The sequence below is a fragment of the Mesorhizobium sp. M7A.F.Ca.CA.003.01.2.1 genome (assembly GCF_003998945.1).
In the GTDB taxonomy this organism is placed as follows: Bacteria; Pseudomonadota; Alphaproteobacteria; order Rhizobiales; family Rhizobiaceae; genus Mesorhizobium; species Mesorhizobium ciceri.
The window spans coordinates 1-620 of record NZ_RZRA01001558.1 but is presented as its reverse complement, the minus strand read 5'-3'; the positions used below and the strand labels follow the sequence as shown (position 1 = coordinate 620).

At 62.9% G+C, this 620-nt stretch carries 2 protein-coding genes; both read right to left on the bottom strand.

The features are described 5' to 3' along the window. Positions 1–237: TIGR02301 family protein (locus EN969_RS34170; RefSeq protein WP_127419929.1), on the bottom strand; the 237-nt coding region annotated here is incomplete at its 3' end. 81 nt (positions 238–318) lie between these two features. After that, the coding region (locus tag EN969_RS34165) for an NUDIX domain-containing protein (protein ID WP_127419928.1) at positions 319–620 on the bottom strand (302 nt) is incomplete at its 5' end.

The window sequence follows — 620 nt, the reverse complement described above, 5'->3', positions numbered from 1 at the left end:
GAAGCGGGCGCGCCGCTCGGCGTCCGGATTTTCCGAATCTAGCAGTTTTGTCATCTCGACACGCCACTGGTCGCCCTTTTCGCCGCACAGATTGCGCAGGAAATGCAGCGAGCCCAGAACCTCCGCCAGCCGCATCAACCCGGGCTCGAACGGCGACTCGGCGCTGAGCGCGGGCCGTATCGAAACGGTCGCGCCGACCGCAAGACACACGGCGAGGAGCATGGATGGACGATTCATAAGCCTTCTCTACCAGCTGCGTGGCTCTGCTAAACAGCATAAGTCTTTGTGGCGAAACAATTTGTGGCCCGCAAGTTGATTTCAGGACAGCAGTCCGGCGTTTCCGCCGGGGGCCAACAAGTCTTCGGCGACCGCGAATACCGAGCCTGCCAGCGGCAGCGCCGCCATCTCGCTGAGCGTATAGAAGGCCGCCGTCTCCGCATCGTCGCTGGCCACGGCCTCGCCGCCGGCATAGGCGGCGCCGAAGACTGTGAGGAGATAATCGACCGGGTGGCTGTCATCCCGGCCGTCGATGCGGATTTCCCGCAGCGGGCGATAATTTGTGGCACGCAAACCGGTTTCTTCCTGAAGTTCGCGCTCTGCCGCTGCCTCCAGCGTCTCAC